This window comes from Paenirhodobacter hankyongi (assembly GCF_003664585.1).
Classification (GTDB): domain Bacteria; phylum Pseudomonadota; class Alphaproteobacteria; order Rhodobacterales; family Rhodobacteraceae; genus Rhodobacter; species Rhodobacter hankyongi.
This window is the reverse complement of record NZ_RCHI01000004.1, coordinates 189,369-204,080: the sequence shown is the minus strand read 5'-3', so window position 1 is coordinate 204,080 and position 14,712 is coordinate 189,369. Positions and strand designations below refer to the sequence as shown.

Here is a 14,712-nt window from a genome sequence, read left to right as displayed (position 1 = left end):
GGGCAGGCCCGACCGAAGGCGGGGGCCGCGCCCCCGCCCCAAGGTTCAGCCGTCGACGCGGATGCGGCTGTTCGACGGGTCGTGCGGGCTGTCCTCGGCCACCACCGCATCCCATTCCTGCAGACGCATCTTCACCTTCAGCTTCGTGCCCGGCTCGGCCAGATCGGGGCGGACATAGCCCATGCCGATCGACTTGCCGAAGACGACCGAATAGCCACCCGACGTCAGGCGCCCGACCTTCTCGCCGTCGAGCAGGAGCGCTTCCTTGCCCCAGGGATCGGCATCCTCGGGCCCGTCGATCAGCAGCGTCACGCATTTCGCCCGGATGCCCGTGTCGAGCATCGCCGCCTTGCCGTGGAACTCTTTCTCGAGGTCGACGAAGCGGTCGAGACCGGCCTCAAGCGGCGTCGCGTCGCGGCCAAGCTCGGTGCCGAAGGCGCGATAGCTCTTTTCCTGGCGCAGCCAGTTCTGCGCCCGCGCCCCGACCAGCTTCAGCCCGTGCTTCTCGCCCGCCTCGAGCAGCAGGTTCCACAGGTAGCGGCTCATCTCGATCGGGTGGTGGAGTTCCCAGCCGAGCTCGCCGGTATAGGCCACGCGCACCGCGCGCACCGGGCACATGCCAAGCTCGATGTTGCGCCAGCTGAGCCAGGGGAAGCGCTTGTTCGACAGCACCGTCTCGGGCGTCGCGTCCTTCACCACCTCGTTCAGGATCGCGCGGGCATTCGGGCCGGCGATCGCGAAGACGCCCCATTGCGTGGTGACGTCGTGGATGTCGAGATGACCGCCGCCGGCCGCGATGAAATCCTCGGCCGATTTCATCAGGAAGTCGGCGTCATAGGCGGTCCAGGCGCCCGCCGAGACGAGGTAGTATTCGTTCTCCGCCAGCCGCACGATGGTGTATTCGGTGCGGGTGGTGCCGGCCTCGGTCAGCGCATAGGTCAGGTTGATGCGCCCGACCTTCGGCAGCTTGTTGCAGGTGAAGGCGTCGAGGAAGGCGGTAGCGCCCGGGCCGCGCACGAGGTGCTTGGTGAAGGCGGTGGCGTCGATCAGGCCGGCGGTCTCGCGCAGCGCCGTGGCCTCGGCCCTGGCATATTGCCACCAGCCGCCGCGACGGAAGCTGCGGGCGTCGTGGTCGAAGCTTGCCGGCGCGTCGAGCGGGCCATAGTAGTTCGGCCGTTCCCAGCCGTTCACCTGGCCAAACTGCGCACCAAGCGCCTTCTGCGCGTCATAGTTCGGCGCGGTGCGCAGCGGCCGGCAGGCCTCGCGCTCCTCGTCGGGGTGGTGCAGGATGAAGACGTGCTCATAGCACTCCTCGTTCTTGCGCGCGGCATATTCGGTGGTCATCCAGCTGCCGTAGCGCTTCGGGTCGAGACTCGCCATGTCGATCTCGGCCTCGCCCTGGGTCATCAGCTGGGCGAGGTAATGGCCGGTGCCGCCCGCGGCGGTGATGCCGAAGCTGAAGCCCTCGGCCAGCCACATGTTGCGCAGACCCGGCGCCGGGCCGACCAGCGGGTTGCCATCGGGGGTGTAGCAGATCGGGCCGTTGAAATCGTCCTTGAGCCCCACCGTCTCGGAGGACGGCAGACGGTGGATGAAGGACATGTATTCGTTCTCGATCCGCTCGAGATCGAGCTGGAACAGGTCGGCGCGGAAGCTTTCCGGCACGTCATAGAGGAAGCGCGCCGGCGCCTTGCGCTCGTAGGGGCCGAGGATCCAGCCGCCGCGCTCCTCGCGCACATACCACAGCGCGTCGGAATCGCGCAGCACCGGGTGCTCGGGGTTGCCCGCGGCGCGCCAGGCGACCAGCGCCGGATCGGGCTCGGTCACGACATACTGGTGCTCGACCGGAATCGCCGGGATCTTGATGCCCAGAAGCCGCGCGGTGCGCTGCGCATGGTTGCCGGTCGCGGTCACCACATGCTCGGCCCGCACCTCGACGAGTTCGCCCGAGCCGACCAGCATGCCGCCCTTCTCGACCATCTTCTCGAGCGTGACGATCCATTCGTCGCCGGTCCAGAAATAGCTGTTCACCTGCAGCTTGCGGTTGATCTCGACGCCGCGCTGACGTGCGCCCTTGGCCATCGCCTGGGTCACGTCGGCGGGGTTGATGTAGCCGTCCTGCGGATGGAAGAGCGCGCCCACGAGGTCGTCGCAGCGCATCAGCGGCCAGCGCTCCTTCATCTCCTTCGGGCTGAGAAACTCGTGATAGACGCCCGCGGTCTCGGCGACCGAGGAGTAGAGCATGTATTCGTCCATGCGCTCCTGGGTCTGCGCCATGCGCAGGTTGCCGACGATGGCAAAGCCCGCGTTCAGCCCGGTTTCCGCCTCGAGCGTCTTGTAGAAGTCGACCGAGTACTTGTGGATATGGGTGGTGGCGTAGCTCATGTTGAAGAGCGGCAGCAGGCCGGCGGCGTGCCAGGTCGAGCCCGAGGTGAGCTCGTCGCGTTCGACCAGCATCGTCTCCCAGCCGGCCTTCGCCAGATGATAGGCAATCGACACGCCAACGGCGCCACCGCCGACGACCAGAGCTTTGACATGGGTTTTCATGGGCGATTCCTTAGAGGTCCTGCCCTCAGTTCTGACAGTTTGACGCAGGCTCGGGGCGTTCCACCCGACGCTTGCGGGCGAAAAGCGACATGTCGGCGCGGCCCGCGCGCGAACGCACGGGGCGGCGCGGGGTTCCGCCGGGCGCGGTCAAGGAGTGTTGATCGCCCGCGGCGAAACCCCTGCGGCGCGGCCCGGGTTGAGAGGGCTCAGACGGGGCGAGACGTCCCGGGCCATGATGAAAGGGAGACAGTCATGAAGAAAGTCCTTCTCACCACCGCCATGGGCATGATGCTGGCGCTGCCGCTGGCGGCACAGACGGTTCCGGCCGCGACCGGCACCGAGACCGCGCCGCAGGTCTTCTTCGACCGGGTCGGCGCCGGGGTGAAGGCCTCGGACCTCGTCGGCAAGCGCGTCTATGCGGCGAAGACCCTGACCGGCACCGAGGCCGCGCTGGAGAAACCCGCCGACGACTGGGAAGATGTGGGCGAGGTGAGCGACCTGGTGATCGACCCGGCGGGCGACATCGAGGCGGCGCTCGTTGACGTGGGCGGCTTCCTCGGCATCGGCGAGAAGACGGTGGCGGTGAACATGGAGGCGCTGCACCTGGTGCCCGACGCGGCGACGGCGGGGCGCTTCTTCGTGGTGATGCAGGGCGACCGCGCCGCGCTCGAGGCCGCGCCGGCCTATGCGGCGGTCGAGCCCGGCACCACCGAGGCCCGCAACGCGGCCGGCAGCCTGCCGGTGACCGACATCACCGCGCTGAGCGCCGACGTGCTGACCGGCAAGCCAGTCTACGGCATCGGTGACGCCAAGCTGGGCGAGGTGAGCGATGTCGTCGCCGGCGCCGATGGCACGACCGAGAAGGTGATCGTCGACGTGGGCGGCGTGCTTGGCATCGGCGCGAAGCCGGTGGCGCTCTCGCCCGCGCAGATCGAGGTGAAGCCCGCGACCGACGGCGGCGAGATGACGCTGCATGTCGCGGCGACCGAGGAAGAACTGACCGCGATGCCCGAATACAAGGGCTGATCCCGCAGGCTGATCCCCACGACGGACCGAAAGGACACGGGCCCGGAGCGATGCTCCGGGCCCGTTCTCACCTCACACCACGCCCGGCACGACCAGATCCGGCGGCCGGTGCCCGTCGGCGAAGGTCTTGATGTTGATGATGACCTTCTCGCCCATCTCGGCGCGGCCCTCGACCGTGGCCGAGCCCATGTGCGGCAGCAGCACCACGTTCGGCAGGTTGCGCAGCTCGGGATTGACCTCGACGCCATGCTCGAAGACGTCGAGCCCGGCGCCGGCGATCTCGCCCGCCTTCAGCCCGCGCACCAGCGCGTTCTCGTCGATCACCTCGCCGCGCGAGGTGTTCACCACCACCGCCGTCGGTTTCAGCATCTTCAGCCGGCGCGCGTTCAGCAGGTGGAAGGTCGAGGGCGTGTGCGGGCAGTTGACCGAGATCACATCCATCCGCGCCACCATCTGGTCGAGGCTTTCCCACCAGGTCGCCTCGAGCGGCGCCTCGATCTCGGGGCGCAGGCGGCGGCGGTTGTGATAGTGGATCTGCATGCCGAAGGCGCGGGCGCGCTTGGCCACTGCCTGGCCGATCCGCCCCATGCCGAGGATGCCAAGCCGCTTGCCGCCGATCCGTCCGCCGAGGAACGCATTCGGCGACCAGCCCTCCCAGCTGGCCGACTGCATCGCGTGGAAGCCCTCGGGCAGGCGCCGGGTGACCGACAGGATCAGCGCCATCACCACGTCGGCGGTGTCCTCGGTCACCACGCCCGGGGTGTTCGAGACCAGGACGCCGCGCTGCCGGGCCGAGGCGACGTCGATGTGGTCGACCCCGGCGCCATAGTTCGCGATCAGTTTCAGCTTCTGGCCGGCGCTGGCGCGGGCCAGCATGTTGGCGTCGATCGTGTCGCTCAGGGTCGGAACGAGGACATCGGCGCGCATCATCGCCTCGACCAGCTCGTCGCGGGTCATCGGCGCATCGCTCTCGCGCAGCTCGACGTCGAACAACTCCTTCATCCGGGTCTCGACGACCTCGGGCAACCGTCGCGTCACGACAACAGTCAGTCGCGGTGCGGGCATGACTGGACTCTCCTCTCTTCCAAACGCCTTTGCTTGGGTGCAAAGTGGCCTTCAACGGGGCAAGGCACAAGGCCCCGAGAGAGCAGATATGGCATAAAAGTGGATGTTAGCGCAATTTTATTGCGCGGCCGTTGCGTCGAAACCGATGCGGCGGGGCGTCCCGGGTGGGCAGGACGATGCGGGCAGGCAAAGGCACGATGATTGCGGTGGCACTGGTGCTGGCGCTGACGGGCGCGGCACTGGCGCAGGAGGAGGAAGACGATTCTCCCCCGCCCTCGGATCTCGACGTCTCGCTCGCCGTCGCGGCGCAAAGCGGGCGCGGCCCGGTCACCAACCTGCCGCTGCCGCGCTATGTCTCGCTCAAGGGCTCGGAGGGCAACGCCCGCCGCGGCCCCTCGCTCAGCCACCGCATCGACTGGGTGTTCAAGCATGCCGGCATGCCGCTGCGGATCACCGCCGAGTTCGGCCACTGGCGCCGGGTCGAAGACCGCGACGGCGCCGGGGGCTGGGTGCATTACGCGATGCTGTCGGGCGTGCGCACGGTGATCGTTGAGGAAGACATGACCGAGCTTCACGCCCGCGGCGACGAGAAATCCGCCGTGGTGGCCCTCGCCGAAAGCGGCGCCATCGCCAAGCTTGGCGATTGCACGCTTGACTGGTGCGAGATCAGTGCCGGCGATGCCGACGGCTGGGTGCAGAAGACCAGGATCTGGGGCGTCGACCCCAAGGAAATCCGTGACTAGCCTGCCCTGACGCGATACGGACGGGGCCCGGAAACGACTCAGGACCCTGCGCCATGTCCTATAGTGAAGATCAGCAACGCCTGAACCTCTCGGCCGGGCTCGCCTCGGTCGGCGTCGCGACAACGCTCGTACTACTCAAGCTCTGGGCGCTGTGGGCGACGGGGGCGTTGTCGATCGCCGCCTCGCTGGCCGACAGCTCGATGGACCTGCTGATCTCGCTCGCCGGGCTTGGCGCCATCGTCTATGCCGCCCGCCCCGCCGACGAGGACCATGCCTTCGGCCATACCTCGGTCGAGGATCTGACCTCGCTCGGTCAGGCGGTCTTCGTCTTCGGCTCGGGCTGCGCGATCCTGTGGGCCGCGGGTCACCGGCTGGTGACGCCCGCGCCGCACGAGCTGGCCGAGGAAGGCGCGGGCATCGTGGTGATGTCGATCTCGGCCGTGGTGACGCTCGCCCTCGTCGGCTGGCAGGCGCGGGTGGCCAGGCGCACCGGCAACAAGGTCGTCGCCGCCGACATGCTGCATTACGTGGGCGACCTGATGCCGACGCTCGGCGCGATTCTCGCGCTGATCCTGTCGGCGCAGTTCGGCTGGTCGCGGGTCGACAGCGTGGTGGCGATCCTCGCCGCGCTGATCATGCTGCGCGGCGCGGCGAAGATCGGCGTCGAGGGCTGGCACGCGCTGATGGACCGCTCGGCCCCGCATGAGGTGGTCGAGGGCATCGCCGAGATCGCGCAGATCTGGCCGGGCGTGCATGGTTTCCACGACCTGAAGACCCGCACCGCCGGGGCGAAGCTCTTCGTGCAGCTGCACATCGAGCTCGACCCCGAACAGTCGCTGATGGCCGCGCACGAGATCGCCGCCAGCCTGAAGCGCGCGATCATCGAGGCTTATCCGCAGGCCGACGTGATCATCCACATGGACCCCTGGCTGCGCGACAAGCGGCGCTGAGGGGAGCCCACCAGGGGCAGGCGCCCGGGGGCGCTGCCCCGCGCCGATCGGGGTTTGACCCAATGGCGCCCCGATCGACGCCCCCGAGGTATTTCCCCGAAGAAGAATGGGATACAACGGCGGACGCGGCGCTCAGGCCGCGTCCAGAAGCCCCCTCCCCTTCAGCAGCGCCTCGACCCCGGGCATCTTGCCGCGGAAATCGAGCCATTCCTCGTCGGCCGGGCGCGAGCCGCCCTTCGACAGGATGCAGGCCTCGAGCCGCTTCGCCGTCGCCGGATCGAAGGGATTGCCGGTCTCCTCGAAGGCCGCGAAGGCGTCGGCGTCCATCACCTCGGACCACATGTAGCTGTAATAGCCCGAGGAATAGCCGTCGCCCGAGAACACATGGCTGAAATGCGGCGTCGCGTGGCGCATCCGGATCGCATGCGGCAGCCCGATCGCGGCCAGCACCTCGGCCTGTTTCGCCATCGGATCGGCGGGCGCCGCGCCATCATGGAATTCAAGGTCAACGAGCGCCGAGGCGATGTATTCGACGGTCGAGAAGCCCTGATCGTAGGTGCCCGCTGCCAAGAGCTTGTCGCGCAGCGCCTTCGGCATCGGCTCGCCCGTCTGCCAGTGGCGCGCGTGTTTCTCGAGCACCTCCGGCACGTCGAGCCAATGCTCGTTCAGCTGGCTCGGCAGCTCGACGAAATCGCGCGCGACCGAGGTGCCCGAGACGAACTGATAGGTCACGTCACTCAGCATCTGGTGCAGCGCATGGCCGAATTCGTGGAACAGCGTGCGCGCGTCGTCGTGGCTCAGGAGCGCCGGCGACCCCTTGGTGAAGTTGCACACGTTGACGACGATCGGATGGGTCTCGCCGCCGAGCTTCTTCTGGCTGCGCAGCGCCGAGCACCACGCGCCCGAGCGCTTCGAGCCGCGGGCGAAATAATCGCCGAGGAAAACCGCCACGTGGTGGCCGTTGCGCGTCACCTCCCAGCCCCGCACGTCGGGGTGGTAGAACGGGCCGTCGAGCTCGCGGAATTCGAGGCCGAAAAGCCGGTGCGCACAGTCGAAGACCGCGCCGATCATCGCCTCGAGCGAGAGATAGGGTTTCAGCGCGGCCTCGTCGAAATCATGTTCGGCGACGCGGCGCTTCTCCGAGTAATAGCGCCAGTCCCAGGGCTCGAGCGCGCCGTTCAGACCATCGGCATGCATCATCCGGGCGAGAATCTCGCCATCGGCCTCGGCGCGCGCCTTCGCCGGCGCCCAGACCCGCATCAGCAGGTCGCGCACATGTTCGGGCGTCTTCGCCATCTCGGGTTCGAGCTTGTAGGCGGCAAAGCTCGGATAGCCGAGAAGCCTGGCGCGTTCCTCGCGCAATGCCAGGATCTCGGCCGCGTTCGCGCGGTTGTCGGTCGGCCCGCCATTCGCGCCGCGCGCGGTCCAGGCCTCATAGGCGATCTCGCGCAGCTCGCGGCGCGGGCTGAACTGCAGGAAGGGCACGATGAGCGAGCGGTTGAGGGTCAGCACCGGCCCCTCGGCGCCGCGCTCACGCCCGGCCTCGCGCGCCGCCTCGACGACGAACTCGGGCAGGCCCTCGAGGTCTTCCTCGGCAAGCGGGCGGAACCAGTCGCGCTCATCGGCGAGCAGGTTCTGCGAAAAGGCGGTCGAGAGCACCGCCAGCCGCTCCTTCACCGCACTCATCCGCGCCGCGGCCTCGCCCTCGAGCGCCGCACCCGAGCGGATGAACATCTTGTAATAAAGCTCCAGCACCCGGGCCTGCTCGGCCGTCAGCGCAAGCCCCTCGCGCCCCTCCCACAGCGCCGCAACGCGGGCGAAGAGCGGGCGGTTCATCGTCACCTCGGAGGCGAAACCCGCCATCTTCGGCGCCAGATCGCGCATCAGCGCCTCGCGCGCGGGCGTGCTGTCGGCGCCGGCGAGGTTGTAGAACACCCCCGCCACCCGGTCGAGCAGCCCCTCGGCCAGTTCCATCGCCTCGATCGTGTTGGCAAAGCTCGGCGCCTCGGGATTTTCGGCGATCGTCGCGATATTCGCGCGTGCCTCGGTCAGCGCCGCCTCGAAGGCGGGGGCGAAGTCCTCGTCGCGGATCTCGGCGAAGGGGGGAAGCTCGAACGGGCCGGTCCAGCCGGCCAGAAGCGGATTGGTCATCGCATGTCTCCTTTGCGCTCAAGCTAGGCGCGCGGAGCACGAAGGGAAAGGGCCGGAGGCGCCTTTCAGCGCGTCGTGCCGCGCCCGCGCAGCCGGGTCTCGAGCCGGCGCAGGGCCAAAGACAGGGTGACCGTCATCGCGAGGTAGAGCAGCGCCACCATGTTGTAGGTCTCGAGGTAGCGAAAATTTCCCGAGGCCGCGACCTTGCCGAGCTGGGTGATGTCGGCCACGCCCAGCACCGAGACGAGCGAGCTGTCCTTGACCATGGCGATGAAATCATTCCCGAGCGGCGGCAGGATGGTGCGCAGCGCCTGCGGCCAGACGATCAGGCGAAAGCGCAGCCAGGGGCCGAGGCCGAGCGCCGAGGCGGCCTCGATCTGGCCCTCGGCGACCGAGAGGATGCCGGCGCGGAAGATCTCGGCCAGAAAGGCGGCATAGGCAAGGATCAGGGCAAGGACCGCCCGCGCGATCAGCGGCACGGCGCGGGTCTGCACCTCGGGCAGGCCAAGCGCGTTCCAGCCGGCGACGCCCAGCGGCACCAGCGCGAAGGCGACGTAGAGGAGCAGCACGATGATCGGCACGCCGCGCATCACCTCGACATAAAGCCGCGCCAGTTGCCGCAGCCAGAGGTGACGCGAGAGCGAGGCGACGGCGAGCGCGAGGCCAAGCACCATCGCGCCCAGGAAGGCCGTGACCGTCACCGCGAGGGTGAGGCCGATGCCGCGCGACAGCGTGACAAGGATGCGCGCATAGACCGGGTCGCGCGCCACCGTCACCGCCACGACAAGGCCCGCGGCGACGAGCGCCACGAGCCACCAGGGAAAGTCACGGCCTTCGTCGCGCCTCATTCCCCGAGCTTGGTGTCAACGAACCACTTCTTTGTCAGCCTCGCGAAGGTGCCGTCGGACTTCATTTCCGTGATCGCGGCATCGACCGGGGCGATCAGCTCGGATCCCTTCGGAAAGATGAAGCCGAAATCCTCGGAGCCGAGCCGGCCGCCGACGATCTTCAGCGTGCCGTTCGAGGCGGCGGCATAGGCCTCGCCCGCGGCGCTGTCGGTCAGCACGAGGTCCACATCGCCCGCCTTCAGCGCCTCGAGCCCGGCGCCGAAGGTCTCGAACATCTTGATGCGCGGGTTCGCCTCGTTGCCGTCGAGCACCTCGTAGACGCCGACGTAGAAGGGGGTGGTGCCGGGCTGCGCCGCCATCAGCAGCTTCGGATCGGCGGCAAAGCTCTTCGCGTCGGTGAAGCGGGTCTCGTCGCCGCGCACCAGCATGATCATCTCGGACCGCATGTAGGGGGTCGAGAAATCCACCGATTCCTTGCGGTCGTCGCGGATGGTGATGCCATCCATGCCGATGTCGAACTGACCCGAGGAGATTGCCGGGATCATCGCGTCCCAGCTCGAATGTTGATAGTCGACCTGCATGTTCAGCCGCCGCGCGATCTCGTTCATCGCGTCATATTCCCAGCCGACAGCGACGCCTTCCTTGTCGAGGAATTGCAGCGGCGGATAGGTGTTCTCCGTGACCACGGTGACGGACCTGCCGCCAAGGTCGGGCAGTTCGGCAAAGGCCGGAACTGCGGCCAGAAGGGTGGCGAGGAGAAAAGCGACTTTCATTGCGAGGAAACTCCGCAGGACAAAACTGCGGCCAAAGCTATGCGCCGGACGCCGGGGTGTCCAGCGGGGCACCATGCCGCGCCCCGCAAACCGGGCAGTCGTTGCGCCGTTTCACCACGATCTGCCGGCTTTCCCCCCAGAGCGCATCGTGGATAAGCAGCCGCCCGCGCAGGCCTTGCCCGGCGCCGGTGATTTCCTTGATGGCCTCGCTCGCCATCATCGTGCCGATCACGCCCGGCAGCGCGCCGACCACCCCCGCCTCGGCACAGCTGGGCGCGAGCCCCGCGGCCGGAATCACCGGAAAGACGCAGGCAAGGCAGGGCGCGCCGCGGGCCGGGTCGAAGAGGCTCAGCTGCCCCTCCCATTGCGCGATCGCGCCCGACAAAAGCGGCTTGCCGGCGGCGACGCAGGCGCGATTGACGAGATGGCGGGTCTCGAAATTGTCGGAGCCGTCGAGGATCAGGTCATAGTCCGCGATCAGCGCCCCGGCCTCGGCCTCGGTCAGGCGCAGGGGGTGGGTGCGCACCTCGATGTCGGGGTTCAGCGCCAGCATCGCGTCGCGCGCCGAGGCGACCTTGGGCCGGCCGATGTCGGCCGTGCGGTGGATCACCTGGCGCTGCAGGTTCGAGAGCGAGACGGTGTCGTCATCGACCACGCCGATCGTGCCCACCCCCGCCGCGGCCAGATACAGCAGCACCGGCGAGCCAAGCCCGCCCGCCCCCACCACCAGCACCTTCGCCGCCTTCAGCCGGCGCTGACCGGTGCCGCCCACTTCGCGCAGGAAGATGTGGCGGGCATAGCGTTCAAGCTCTTCGGGGCTCAGCGCGCCGGGCTTCGGTGCGGCGGCCTGCTGCAGCGGCGGCGCGGGTTCCGGCAGCGGCTGCGCATGGGCGCGCAGCCAGCGCAGCCCGGCGCGATAGGTCAGCACCACCGCGGCCGCAGCACCAAGGCCCAGCCAGCCCGAAAGCGAGCCGCCGACCGCACCGCGCAGCGGATGCCCCTCGGCGAAGATCAGATGGGCCAGCACGAAGGCCGCCCAGAGCGCCGCCAGCACGGCGAGGATCAGCCGCCCCGGCACCCGCAGCACGAGGCCGAGCGCGATCACGCCCGCCAGCAGCACGAGGCCGGTCATCAATGCCTGCCGGTCGAGCCGAAGCCACCCGCGCCGCGATCGGTCTCGCTCAGCGCCTCGGCGAATTCATAGCGCGCCTGCAGCACCGGGGCGATCACCGCCTGGGCGATGCGCTCGCCATGGTGGATGGTGTAGGGCTCGCGGCCGAGGTTGATCAGCAGCACGCCAAGCGGGCCGCGATAGTCGCTGTCGATGGTGCCGGGCGTGTTCGGCAGGCTGATCCCATGCTTGAGCGCGAGGCCCGAGCGCGGACGGATCTGCATCTCGAACCCCTCGGGGATCTCGACCAGCAGCCCGGTGGGCACCACGGCGCGCTGCAGCGGATAAAGGGTGAAGCCGTGCGTGCGGTCGTCAGGCTGCAGGTTGGCGCGGATGTCGGCCCCCGCCGAGCCCGGGGTCTCGTAACGCGGCAGGGCGATCTCGGGATCGGCCCAGTCCTCGCGCATCACCTTGATGATCGGCGTCACCTGTCGTTCCTTCCCTGTCTCAGCCGGCGTTCAGCGCGGCGGCAATGCGGGCGGCCAGACGCCGGGCGACGGCGTCCTTGCCCATCCGCTCCCAGCTTTCGGCGCCCGCGGCGTCGATGATCGTCACCGCGTTCTCGCTGCCGCCCATGATGCCGGTGGCGGGGCTGACGTCATTCGCCACGATCCAGTCACAGCCCTTGCGGGCGCGTTTCTCGGTGGCGTGGCGCAGCACGTCATGGGTCTCGGCGGCAAAGCCCACGACAAGGCGCGGCCGCCCCTCGGCGCGGCGCGAGATCGTGGCGAGGATGTCGGGGTTCTCGGAGAACTCGAGCGCGGGGGCGCGGCCGGTGCCGTCCTTCTTCATCTTCTGCCCGCTTTCGTTCGCCACCCGCCAGTCGGCGACGGCGGCGGCAAAGACCGCGGCCTCGGCCGGCAGCGCGGTCTCGACGGCGGCCAGCATCTCGCGCGCGGTCTCGACCCGCACCACCTCGACGCCCGAAGGCGGCGGCACGGTGGCGGGCCCGGTGACGAAGGTCACCCGCGCGCCAAGGTCGCGCAGCGCCGCGGCGAGCGCCGTTCCCTGCGCCCCCGAGGAGCGGTTGGCAATGTAGCGCACCGGATCGATCGGCTCATGCGTCGGGCCCGAGGTCACAAGGATATGCCGCCCCGAAAGCGGCCCGGTGGCCAGCGCCTGGCCGATCGCCGCGACGATCATGGCGGGCTCGACCATCCGGCCCGGACCGAATTCGCCGCAGGCCATGTCGCCCTCGGTCGGGCCGGCGAAAAGCACGCCATCGGCCCGCAGCGTCGCGATGTTGCGCTGCGTCGCGGGGTGGTTCCACATCCGCACGTTCATCGCCGGCGCGATCAGCACCCGCTTGTCGGTGGCCAGAAGCAGGGTCGAGGCCAGGTCATTCGCCAGCCCCGCCGCCATCTTCGCCATCAGATCGGCCGTCGCCGGCACCACCACGACCAGATCGGCCGCACGGCTGAGCTGGATATGGCCGATCTCGGCCTCGTGCGTCAGATCGAAGAGGTCGGTATGCGCCGCCTCGCCCGCCAGCGTCGAGACGGTGAGCGGGGTGACGAACTGCGCCCCGGCCGCGGTCAGCACCGGCGTCACCGCCGCCCCCTGCCCGCGCAACAGCCGGATCAGTTCGGGCACCTTGAAGGCCGCGATGCCGCCGCCGATGATCAGAAGTATCCGCTTGCCTGCGAGCATCGTCCCCTCCGCCTTTCGCACAGCTTTAGGCGCGCCGTCGCGGGGGCGCAACTATTGGAAGGCCTTGCACGGGTCTTCGCGGTCGGCGGGCGGGGTGACGATCCAGACATCGAAGGGCTGCGCTCCCTCGGCCGGCGCCTCGATCTGGCCAAGCGCGAGAAGCGTCACCTCGGGCGCGGCCATGCGGATCAGTGCGGGCACGGCGCGGTCGGTGCGGGCATGGCCCGAACCGGTGATCAGCGCGACCGGCCCGCCGGTCTCGGCCAGCGCGCGCAGCGTCGTCTCGGCGAACGCGCCGTCGCGCAGCCGCTGCGCCGCGACCATGCCGGGCAGGATCTCGACCGGCAGGGCATTGCAGTGATCGGCCTGCGTCTCGGCTTCCAGGTCGGCCTGCAGCGCCGCCGGATAGGGCTGATCGAGGCCGAAGCGCGCCGCCTGCGGGAAGACCTGTGCCAGCGGCTCGGTCATCGCGCGGCGCACCTCGTCACGCGGCAGCGCCGCGCCATAGATCTTCGCCGCGGGGGCCGCCGCGAAGATCGGCGCGTAGATCGCGAAATCGGGCCAGCCGGCAGCGTCCCAGCCAAGCGCCTTGCCAAGCGCGACCGGATCGGCGCGCAGCTCGGGCGTGACCTTCGCCGCCTGTTCGGGGCTCAGCATCTCGAACACCAGCGCGGCGGGTTTCAGCGCGGCCACGGCCGCCGCCTGAGTGCGGTGGTGAAGCGCATTGTCATGCACCTCGCCCAGCACCGCGACCTGCGGCGGATCGGTCGTGATGCGGGCAACGAGTGCGTCGGCGGAAATCTCTTCGGCCGCGGCAGGCGCGGCCAGGAGGGCGAGGCAAAGGGCAAGTGTCTTCATGCGAAGAAACTTGCAACCTCCGGCCCGTGACCTTCAAGGCTTTTCCGCATCTTGCCGAAGGCCTGCGCCTCGAGCTGGCGGATTCTCTCCTTCGAGAGGCCGAGCTCGGCGCCCAGGCTTTCAAGCGTGCGCGGTTCGTCGATCAGCCGCCGCTCGGTGACGATGTAGCGTTCGCGCGGCGTCAGCCGCCCCATCGCCTCGTCGAGCCAGCCGCGCATCAGCGCGCCGTCATGGCTTTCGGTCACCGCCTCTTCCGGGCTTGCGCCGTCGTCCTCGAGCGTGTCGACCCATTCGCGGCCGTCCTCGTCGCCCGACTGCATCGCATTGAGCGAGAAGTCCGAGCCCGAAAGCCGGCCCTCCATCATCTCGACATCGGAGAGCGGCACGCCGATCACCGCCGCCACCCGCTCGCGCAGCTGTGCGCCGTCGAGGCTGACGCCCTCGGCATCGGCCTCGCGCTCGATCTGCGCCTGCACGCGCTTCATGTTGAAGAACAGCGACTTCTGCGAGCTGGTCGAGCCGGTGCGCACCATCGACCAGTTGCGCATGACGAATTCCTGGATCGAGGCCTTGATCCACCACACCGCATAGGTCGAGAAACGCACGCCGCGTTCGGGGTCGAACTTGTCGGCCGCCTTCATCAGCCCGAGCGAGGCTTCCTGGATCAGGTCGTTCATCGGCGCGCCATAGCGCCGGAACTTCGACGCCATCGAGATCGCAAGCCGCATGTAGGCGGTGACAAGGCGATGCAGCGCCTGCTCGTCGCGCCGGTCACGCCAGGCGCGGGCAAGTTCCGCTTCGGTCTCCGCGTCGAGATACTCCGCGCGCATGGCCTGCCGCGGCAGCGTTTCGTCGTTCATTCCATCGAGTGCCATGGCCAGTCTCCCGGGTCTCCCACCCAACTGTCGGCGTGCTCTGCCCCGACACTAT

At 68.9% G+C, this 14,712-nt stretch carries 13 protein-coding genes; 3 read left to right on the top strand and 10 right to left on the bottom strand.

The genetic code is table 11. The features are described from left to right. Nucleotides 1-45: 45 nt before the first annotated feature. Complete coding sequence (locus tag DYS74_RS05995) at nucleotides 46-2,547, bottom strand: GcvT family protein (protein WP_121531897.1); 2,502 nt, start codon at nucleotides 2,545-2,547, stop codon at nucleotides 46-48. Nucleotides 2,548-2,799: 252 nt separating this feature from the next. Here DYS74_RS05995 and DYS74_RS05990 point away from each other — a divergent pair, with 252 nt between their 5' ends. Continuing rightward, nucleotides 2,800-3,573, top strand: coding sequence for a PRC-barrel domain-containing protein (locus DYS74_RS05990; RefSeq protein WP_183077466.1), 774 nt, complete (start codon nucleotides 2,800-2,802; stop codon nucleotides 3,571-3,573). Nucleotides 3,574-3,645: 72 nt separating this feature from the next. Here DYS74_RS05990 and DYS74_RS05985 read toward each other — a convergent pair whose 3' ends face one another. Then, complete coding sequence (locus tag DYS74_RS05985; protein WP_121531893.1) at nucleotides 3,646-4,638, bottom strand: 2-hydroxyacid dehydrogenase; 993 nt, start codon at nucleotides 4,636-4,638, stop codon at nucleotides 3,646-3,648. Between the two features lie 176 nt (nucleotides 4,639-4,814). Here DYS74_RS05985 and DYS74_RS05980 point away from each other — a divergent pair, with 176 nt between their 5' ends. Both DYS74_RS05980 and DYS74_RS05975 read left to right on the top strand, forming a co-directional pair. Continuing rightward, nucleotides 4,815-5,381 carry an SH3 domain-containing protein gene (locus tag DYS74_RS05980; protein ID WP_183077465.1) on the top strand — a complete coding sequence of 189 codons (567 nt, stop codon included), beginning with the start codon at nucleotides 4,815-4,817 and terminating at the stop codon, nucleotides 5,379-5,381. A gap of 53 nt (nucleotides 5,382-5,434) precedes the next feature. Next, nucleotides 5,435-6,331, top strand: a complete 897-nt coding sequence (locus DYS74_RS05975) for a cation diffusion facilitator family transporter (protein WP_121531892.1) — start codon at nucleotides 5,435-5,437, stop codon at nucleotides 6,329-6,331. 132 nt (nucleotides 6,332-6,463) lie between these two features. On the opposite strand, the gene DYS74_RS05970 is transcribed toward DYS74_RS05975, so the two are convergent. The 8 genes from DYS74_RS05970 to DYS74_RS05935 all read right to left on the bottom strand — a co-directional run bounded on the left by DYS74_RS05970 (nucleotide 6,464) and on the right by DYS74_RS05935 (nucleotide 14,657). Continuing rightward, on the bottom strand, nucleotides 6,464-8,482 hold the full coding sequence (locus DYS74_RS05970) for a M3 family metallopeptidase (RefSeq protein ID WP_121531890.1): 2,019 nt from the start codon (nucleotides 8,480-8,482) through the stop codon (nucleotides 6,464-6,466). Between the two features lie 65 nt (nucleotides 8,483-8,547). Then, complete coding sequence (locus tag DYS74_RS05965; RefSeq protein WP_121531888.1) at nucleotides 8,548-9,330, bottom strand: amino acid ABC transporter permease; 783 nt, start codon at nucleotides 9,328-9,330, stop codon at nucleotides 8,548-8,550. Then, nucleotides 9,327-10,103, bottom strand: a complete 777-nt coding sequence (locus DYS74_RS05960) for a transporter substrate-binding domain-containing protein (RefSeq protein WP_121531886.1) — start codon at nucleotides 10,101-10,103, stop codon at nucleotides 9,327-9,329. The genes DYS74_RS05965 and DYS74_RS05960 overlap by 4 nt, the downstream gene beginning before the upstream one ends. A gap of 37 nt (nucleotides 10,104-10,140) precedes the next feature. Next, nucleotides 10,141-11,235: a HesA/MoeB/ThiF family protein gene (locus tag DYS74_RS05955; protein WP_121531884.1), complete on the bottom strand. Its 1,095-nt coding sequence runs from the start codon at nucleotides 11,233-11,235 to the stop codon at nucleotides 10,141-10,143. Further along, entirely contained in the window at nucleotides 11,235-11,702 is a 468-nt protein-coding gene (dut, locus tag DYS74_RS05950; protein WP_183077464.1) for a dUTP diphosphatase, read from the bottom strand. The genes DYS74_RS05955 and dut overlap by 1 nt, the downstream gene beginning before the upstream one ends. A 19-nt stretch (nucleotides 11,703-11,721) precedes the next feature. Beyond that, entirely contained in the window at nucleotides 11,722-12,924 is a 1,203-nt protein-coding gene (coaBC, locus tag DYS74_RS05945) for a bifunctional phosphopantothenoylcysteine decarboxylase/phosphopantothenate--cysteine ligase CoaBC (RefSeq protein WP_121531882.1), read from the bottom strand. Between the two features lie 51 nt (nucleotides 12,925-12,975). Next, nucleotides 12,976-13,782 (bottom strand): ChaN family lipoprotein, encoded by an 807-nt coding sequence (locus DYS74_RS05940; protein WP_121531880.1) that lies wholly within the window; start codon nucleotides 13,780-13,782, stop codon nucleotides 12,976-12,978. Beyond that, nucleotides 13,779-14,657 (bottom strand): RNA polymerase factor sigma-32, encoded by an 879-nt coding sequence (locus DYS74_RS05935; protein ID WP_121531879.1) that lies wholly within the window; start codon nucleotides 14,655-14,657, stop codon nucleotides 13,779-13,781. The genes DYS74_RS05940 and DYS74_RS05935 overlap by 4 nt, the downstream gene beginning before the upstream one ends. Nucleotides 14,658-14,712: the final 55 nt, after the last annotated feature.

Coding starts and splice junctions, on each gene's coding strand:
- DYS74_RS05940 (WP_121531880.1), bottom strand. CDS start 13,782: ATGAAGACACTTGCCCTTTGCCTCGCCCTCCTGGCCGCGCCTGCCGCG.
- DYS74_RS05985 (WP_121531893.1), bottom strand. CDS start 4,638: ATGCCCGCACCGCGACTGACTGTTGTCGTGACGCGACGGTTGCCCGAG.
- DYS74_RS05970 (WP_121531890.1), bottom strand. CDS start 8,482: ATGACCAATCCGCTTCTGGCCGGCTGGACCGGCCCGTTCGAGCTTCCC.
- DYS74_RS05935 (WP_121531879.1), bottom strand. CDS start 14,657: ATGGCACTCGATGGAATGAACGACGAAACGCTGCCGCGGCAGGCCATG.
- coaBC (WP_121531882.1), bottom strand. CDS start 12,924: ATGCTCGCAGGCAAGCGGATACTTCTGATCATCGGCGGCGGCATCGCG.
- DYS74_RS05995 (WP_121531897.1), bottom strand. CDS start 2,547: ATGAAAACCCATGTCAAAGCTCTGGTCGTCGGCGGTGGCGCCGTTGGC.
- DYS74_RS05960 (WP_121531886.1), bottom strand. CDS start 10,103: ATGAAAGTCGCTTTTCTCCTCGCCACCCTTCTGGCCGCAGTTCCGGCC.
- DYS74_RS05965 (WP_121531888.1), bottom strand. CDS start 9,330: ATGAGGCGCGACGAAGGCCGTGACTTTCCCTGGTGGCTCGTGGCGCTC.
- DYS74_RS05980 (WP_183077465.1), top strand. CDS start 4,815: ATGCGGGCAGGCAAAGGCACGATGATTGCGGTGGCACTGGTGCTGGCG.
- DYS74_RS05990 (WP_183077466.1), top strand. CDS start 2,800: ATGAAGAAAGTCCTTCTCACCACCGCCATGGGCATGATGCTGGCGCTG.
- DYS74_RS05955 (WP_121531884.1), bottom strand. CDS start 11,235: ATGACCGGCCTCGTGCTGCTGGCGGGCGTGATCGCGCTCGGCCTCGTG.
- DYS74_RS05975 (WP_121531892.1), top strand. CDS start 5,435: ATGTCCTATAGTGAAGATCAGCAACGCCTGAACCTCTCGGCCGGGCTC.